The sequence below is a fragment of the Sphingomonas sp. AOB5 genome, assembly GCF_029433115.1.
GTDB lineage: Bacteria > Pseudomonadota > Alphaproteobacteria > Sphingomonadales > Sphingomonadaceae > Sphingomonas.
Genome location: NZ_JARNTV010000112.1, coordinates 1 through 5,332 on the forward strand (window position 1 = coordinate 1; position 5,332 = coordinate 5,332).

Here is a 5,332-nt window from a genome sequence, read left to right on the forward strand (position 1 = left end):
CGCGACACGGCGGGGCCGAGCGCGAGGAACACGCCACGGTCGAGGTCGCGGATCGCCTCGGCCTGGCGCCGCTCCATGCCGAGCAGATCGGCGGCGCGGGCCATGTCGATGTCGAGAAAGGTGCGGCCCATCAGGAAGTTCGACGCTTCGGCCGCGACATTCTTGGCCAGCTTGGCGAGGCGCTGGGTGGCGATCACCCCGGCCAGCCCGCGCTTGCGGCCGCGGCACATCAAATTGGTCATGGCGGATAGCGAGGCGCGGCGGACTTCCTCGGCCACTTCGCCGCCGCCTGCGGGCGCGAACAACTGGGCCTCGTCGACCACCACCAGCGCCGGATACCAATGGTCGCGCGGCGCATCGAACAGGCCGGAAAGGAAGGCGGCGGCGCACTTCATCTGGCCTTCGGCTTCGAGCCCTTCCAGGCTGAGCACCACCGAGGCGCGATGTTCGCGGATGCGCTGGGCGAAGCGGGCGACCTCGCGCTCCGAATAGTCGACCGCCTCGATCACGACATGGCCATAGCGATCCGCCAGGGTGACGAAATCGCCTTCGGGATCGATCACCACCTGCTGGACATGGCCGGCGCTTTTTTCGAGCAGGCGGCGCAGCAGATGCGACTTGCCCGACCCCGAATTGCCCTGGACGAGCAGGCGCGTGGCGAGCAGCTCCTCAAGGTCGATCGGCACCGCATTGTTGGCGCCGTCGACGCCCATATCCACGGCGACCGTCATGGGGGAATCCTTGGGGAAGCCCCGGGGCAGGGGCAAGACCGGAAATGCCCGGTTGGTCGATTAGCTGGGGATTAGACCAGCAGGTCGCGATAATCGGGATGCTTCTCGATATAGGCGGCGACGAACGGGCATTGGGCGATGACCTTCAGCCCCTGTGCGCGGACATCGTCGAGGGCGAACTTGATCAGCCGCGACGCGATGCCGCGGCCGCCCAGTTCCTCGGGCACGATGGTGTGGGTGAAGGTGATCACTTCGCCATGCAGCTTGTAGGCGGCGAAGGCGGTGTGCCCTTCGACATGGGTTTCGTAGCGGAGATCGGCCGCGTTGTTCACAATTTCGCTGTCCATGGGGTTGGCTAACATGGGCCACGGGGCCTAGGCCAGCGGCGTGACCGCCGATCCGCTCGATATCCTCCACACCGTCTTCGGATTCCCCAATTTTCGCGGGGTGCAGTCGCGCGTGGTCGGCCGGGTGCTGGAGGGGCAGAACACGCTGGCGGTGATGCCGACTGGTGCGGGCAAGTCGCTCTGCTACCAGCTGCCTTCGGTCGCGCTGGACGGCACCTGTCTGGTCGTGTCGCCGCTGATCGCGCTGATGCACGATCAGCTTCGCGCCGCCGAAGCCGTGGGCATCCGCGCCGCGACCCTGACCAGCGTCGACGAGAATCGCGATGAGACCATCGCGCGGTTCCGCGCGGGCGAGCTGGACCTGCTGTACGTGGCGCCCGAACGCGCCTCGGGCGAGGGATTCCGCAACCTCCTCCGCCAATCGAAGCTGGCGCTGTTCGCGATCGACGAAGCGCATTGCGTGTCCGAATGGGGACATGATTTCCGCCCCGACTATCGCCTGCTCCGGCCGATGCTCGATGCGTTTCCGGAAGTGCCGCGGCTGGCGCTGACCGCCACGGCCGACGCGCATACCCAGGCCGATATCCTCGACCAGCTCGGTATCCCGCGTGACGGGCTGATCGTTGCCGGGTTCGACCGGCCCAATATCCGCTACGATATCAGCCCGCGCGAGAACACGACCGCGCAGGTGGTGGATTTCATCGCCGGGCAGACCGGACCGGGCATCGTCTATGCCCAGACGCGTAACGGGGTGGAGAAGCTGGCCGAGAAGCTGGCGTCGACCGGGCGGCGGGTGCTGCCCTATCATGCCGGGCTCGAACCCGATGTGCGGCGGCGCAATCAGGCGGCGTTCGTAGCGAGCGAAGACATGGTGATCGTCGCCACCGTCGCCTTCGGCATGGGGATCGACAAGCCCGACGTGCGCTTCGTCGTCCATGCCGGGCTGCCGAAATCGATCGAGGCCTATTACCAGGAGACTGGCCGTGCGGGGCGCGACGGCGATCCAGCGGTGGCGCAGCTCTATTGGGGTGCGGAGGATTTCGCCCGCGCCCGCCAGCGCATCGGCGAAGTCGAGCCGCATCGTCAGGCCGGCGAGCGGGTGCGGCTGACCGCGCTGGGCGCGCTGGTCGAGACCGCCGGATGCCGGCGGCGTATTCTCCTGAAGCATTTCGGCGAGGACGCCGCCGAGACCTGCGGCAATTGCGACAATTGCCTCGTCCCGCCCAGCGCGATCGACGCGACGGTGACCGCGCAGAAATTCCTCTCGGCGGTGTTCCGCACGGGCATGAGCTTCGGCGTGGGCTATATCGAGAGCATATTGCTGGGCCAGTCGACCGAGCGGAGCATGACCAACGGGCATGAATCGCTGTCGGTGTTCGGCATCGTCGAGGGCGACGAAACGGCGCTGATCAAGCCGGTGGCGCGGGCGCTGCTGCTGAAGGATGCGCTTCGGGCCAATGAATATGGCGGGCTGGAGTTCGGACCGGCGGCCAAGGCGATCCTGAAGGAAGGCGCCAAAGTCTCGCTGGTGCTGCCGCCCAAGCGCGAGCGTCGCCGCAAGGGGAAGGCGGGCGGTGCGCCCAATCCGGTCGGCGATCCGCTGTTCGAGGCGCTGCGCGCGAAGCGGCGTGAGCTGGCGATGGAGGCGCAGGTGCCGCCCTATGTGATCTTCCACGATTCGGTGCTGCGCGACATGGCGGCGGCGCGGCCGGAGAGCATCGATGCGCTGGGCCGTATCTCGGGCGTTGGCGCGCGCAAGCTGGAGGCGTATGGCGATGCCTTCCTCGCGGTGATCCGCGAAGGCGCGGGAGTGGAGGCATGATCCGTCTGGGGGGAATGGCGCTGGCGCTGGCATGCGCGGCCTGTGGCAGCGGCGGCAGCGTGGTCGTCGAGAATGTCGCGAGCGTGCCGGTCGAGCCGATGAACGCTGCCATCGCGCCGGTCGAAACGCCGGTTGCGGCACCAGCCCCGGCGCCGGTCGCGGATGCGGCGCTTACCGAGAATGAGTTGGCGGTCTATCCCGAGGCACGGGGCATGCCCGCCGACGTGCAGCGCTATCTCGTGCGTCGTGCCGATTGCGAGCATTGGTCCGGCGAGGAGCCGTACGATGCCGACCGCAAGGCCGAGATCGAGCGCAACGTGAACCAGCTCTGCGCGGGCCTCGACGCCGAAACCGCCACGCTGCGCACCCGCCATGCAGGCGACCCCGTGGTCGCCGCGGCGCTCGCCAAGCTCGACTCCATCGGAATGTGAAGGAAACCCAATGATCCGTACCATCGACGACAGCATCTCGGTCGCGCCGCAAATCCTTCCCGAGGACGTGGCCGGGTTCGCGGCGGCGGGGTTCACCGGCATCATCAACAACCGCCCCGATGCGGAAGAGGGCGGCCAGCCCGAAGGCGATGCCGTCGCGGCCGCAGCCAAGGCGGCGGGGCTGAGCTATGTCGCGATTCCGGTGACCCATGCGGGCTTCTCCGCGCCGCAGGTCGAGGCGATGGCGGCGGCGCTGGGCGCGGCGAACGGCCCGGTGCTGGCCTATTGCCGCTCGGGCACGCGCTCGTGCAATCTCTGGGCGCTGGCCGCGGCCAGCACCGGCGGCGATCCCGATACGCTGACCGCCAAGGCGGCAGGTGCGGGCTATGACATTTCGGGCATCCGCCCGCTGCTCGACGCGCTGTCCGCCCGCGCGTGAAGGAACTGATCGTCCTTGGCGCCTCGCTTGTCGCGATCCTGACGCTGGCGCTGGCGGCGAAGCTGCTTGGGCTGGGCGGCGGGCGCATCGGCGGCGAGACCGAGGCGATCCGCGCGGCTGAGGACATCTTGTCGGGCTTCGACGGCGAAAGCGCCACCATCGGCAGCGATGGCCAGGCCGCGATCGTGCGCGGGCGCGACGGCAGCTTCGCCCTGCTCAAGATGCACGGTGCGCGGATCGCGGCGCGGCGGCTGACCGGTCCGCTCGACGCCGTGCCGACCGGCGACGGGCTGCGGATCGCCAGCGGCGAAGCGCGGTTCGGGACGGTGCTGGTGCGCGGGATCGGCGCGCTTTAGCGGCCTAGTGCCACGCCCCCAGGATCAGCCCCATCAGCGTGAATTGCACGGTGTGATAGCCGCCGTTGATGAGGATCAGCGCCAGCGGCTTGCGTTCGAACAGGCCGTTGATCCCGAAGCTCGCCGCGACCCAGCATAGACCCGCGCACAGACCGGCGGCAGTCGCGGGACCCGCGGTCATCGGGCCGAGGAACAGCGCGAAGGTCGCCGAGGCGATCAGCGCCAGAACGAATGATCCACCGAAGATGATCGCGGGATTGCCTGCCTTCAGCGTCTCGTCGCTGAGGCCCGCGGCTTTCTGCCACGTCTTTCCGAACAGCATCGGCGAATACCACAATCCGCCAAGGACGAACGCCGCCAGTGCCGCGGCGACCACCGCGAGCCAGTTGATCTCAGCCATGTCATTTCCCCCGTCTAGGCTGGCGCGCGCTCCCTCGCGGCCCGGGCCAGCAGCATCTCGAAATAGTCGCGCAGCGCGGCGATGCTGCGATCGAACGCCGCGACGTCGCGGTGCGTCCGTGCCTGCATCACCCCGCCTTCCATGGTGGTGAGGACGAATTCGCCGAGCGCCTTGCGGTCGGTCGCCTCGGGCAACCGGTCGCCGGCCTCGGTCAGGCAGCGTTCGATTGCGCCGGTCCAGGCGTTGAAGTTGGCTGCGATCAACTCGCGCACCACCGGATCGGCTTCGTGCAGTTCGAGCGCGAGGCTGCCGATGGGACAGCCATAGGTGCACTCGGTTTCGAGGATCAGCCCGCGATAGCGCGCCAGCAGCGCGAAGATCCGCTCGACCGGATCCTCCACCCCTTCCCATGCCGGATCGATCAGCATCGGATAGATGCCGTCGCGATAGGCTTCGAGCACAGCGATCAGGATATCCTGCTTGCCCGGGAAGGCGTGATAGAGGCTGCCGGAGTTGAGCTGGGTGCGGCTGAGAATGTCCGACACCGAGGTGGAGTTATAGCCCTTCGCCCAGAACAGCTCCATCGCCGCCATCACGATCCGCTCCTTTGCGCTGCGTCCGCTGCTCATCTCGATTCCGTTCCTTCTCGAGCTTGATTGATCATTCAACCAACGCGGTCAAGCGATTTGTTGATCGATCGTTCAAGTAGTGCTCTCAGCTGCGCTGAAGCGCGGTGCCGGCCCGCTCCCCCACCCGGCCACCCATAGAATATACTTCCGTTGGGTGGCCGGGTGGGGGAGCGGGCC

General features: G+C 67.6%; 8 protein-coding genes. 4 read left to right on the forward strand and 4 right to left on the reverse strand.

Translation table 11 applies throughout. The annotated features are described in order from the left end of the window. Both P1X14_RS21575 and P1X14_RS21580 read right to left on the reverse strand, forming a co-directional pair. On the reverse strand, positions 1 to 731 hold a 731-nt coding region (locus tag P1X14_RS21575), incomplete at its 3' end, for an ATP-binding protein (protein ID WP_277317485.1). A gap of 71 nt (positions 732 to 802) precedes the next feature. After that, positions 803 to 1,078 carry a GNAT family N-acetyltransferase gene (locus P1X14_RS21580; RefSeq protein ID WP_277317486.1) on the reverse strand — a complete coding sequence of 92 codons (276 nt, stop codon included), beginning with the start codon at positions 1,076 to 1,078 and terminating at the stop codon, positions 803 to 805. Between the two features lie 40 nt (positions 1,079 to 1,118). On the opposite strand from P1X14_RS21580, the gene recQ reads away from it, so the two are divergent. From recQ to P1X14_RS21600, 4 genes are read left to right on the forward strand one after another with little or no spacing between them, the layout of a single operon-like run. Beyond that, a complete protein-coding gene (gene recQ, locus P1X14_RS21585) occupies positions 1,119 to 2,900 on the forward strand; it encodes a DNA helicase RecQ (protein WP_277317487.1) in 1,782 nt (593 codons plus the stop codon). Then, on the forward strand, positions 2,897 to 3,331 hold the full coding sequence (locus tag P1X14_RS21590; protein WP_277317488.1) for a hypothetical protein: 435 nt from the start codon (positions 2,897 to 2,899) through the stop codon (positions 3,329 to 3,331). Before recQ ends, P1X14_RS21590 begins: the two co-directional genes overlap by 4 nt. Positions 3,332 to 3,341: 10 nt before the next feature. Continuing rightward, positions 3,342 to 3,770: a TIGR01244 family sulfur transferase gene (locus tag P1X14_RS21595; RefSeq protein ID WP_277317489.1), complete on the forward strand. Its 429-nt coding sequence runs from the start codon at positions 3,342 to 3,344 to the stop codon at positions 3,768 to 3,770. Next, positions 3,767 to 4,126 (forward strand): hypothetical protein, encoded by a 360-nt coding sequence (locus P1X14_RS21600; RefSeq protein WP_277317490.1) that lies wholly within the window; start codon positions 3,767 to 3,769, stop codon positions 4,124 to 4,126. Before P1X14_RS21595 ends, P1X14_RS21600 begins: the two co-directional genes overlap by 4 nt. A gap of 4 nt (positions 4,127 to 4,130) precedes the next feature. Here P1X14_RS21600 and P1X14_RS21605 read toward each other — a convergent pair whose 3' ends face one another. Together P1X14_RS21605 and P1X14_RS21610 are read right to left on the reverse strand one after the other, a co-directional pair. Continuing rightward, positions 4,131 to 4,526 carry a DUF1761 domain-containing protein gene (locus P1X14_RS21605; protein WP_277317491.1) on the reverse strand — a complete coding sequence of 132 codons (396 nt, stop codon included), beginning with the start codon at positions 4,524 to 4,526 and terminating at the stop codon, positions 4,131 to 4,133. Between the two features lie 14 nt (positions 4,527 to 4,540). Next, positions 4,541 to 5,155, reverse strand: a complete 615-nt coding sequence (locus tag P1X14_RS21610) for a TetR/AcrR family transcriptional regulator (RefSeq protein WP_277317492.1) — start codon at positions 5,153 to 5,155, stop codon at positions 4,541 to 4,543. Positions 5,156 to 5,332: the final 177 nt, after the last annotated feature.

What these genes read in the sequence shown, in the direction of transcription:
- P1X14_RS21580 (WP_277317486.1), bottom strand. Translation starts at nt 1,078, where the DNA reads ATGGACAGCGAAATTGTGAACAACGCGGCCGATCTCCGCTACGAAACC.
- P1X14_RS21590 (WP_277317488.1), top strand. Translation starts at nt 2,897, where the DNA reads ATGATCCGTCTGGGGGGAATGGCGCTGGCGCTGGCATGCGCGGCCTGT.
- P1X14_RS21595 (WP_277317489.1), top strand. Translation starts at nt 3,342, where the DNA reads ATGATCCGTACCATCGACGACAGCATCTCGGTCGCGCCGCAAATCCTT.
- P1X14_RS21605 (WP_277317491.1), bottom strand. Translation starts at nt 4,526, where the DNA reads ATGGCTGAGATCAACTGGCTCGCGGTGGTCGCCGCGGCACTGGCGGCG.
- P1X14_RS21610 (WP_277317492.1), bottom strand. Translation starts at nt 5,155, where the DNA reads ATGAGCAGCGGACGCAGCGCAAAGGAGCGGATCGTGATGGCGGCGATG.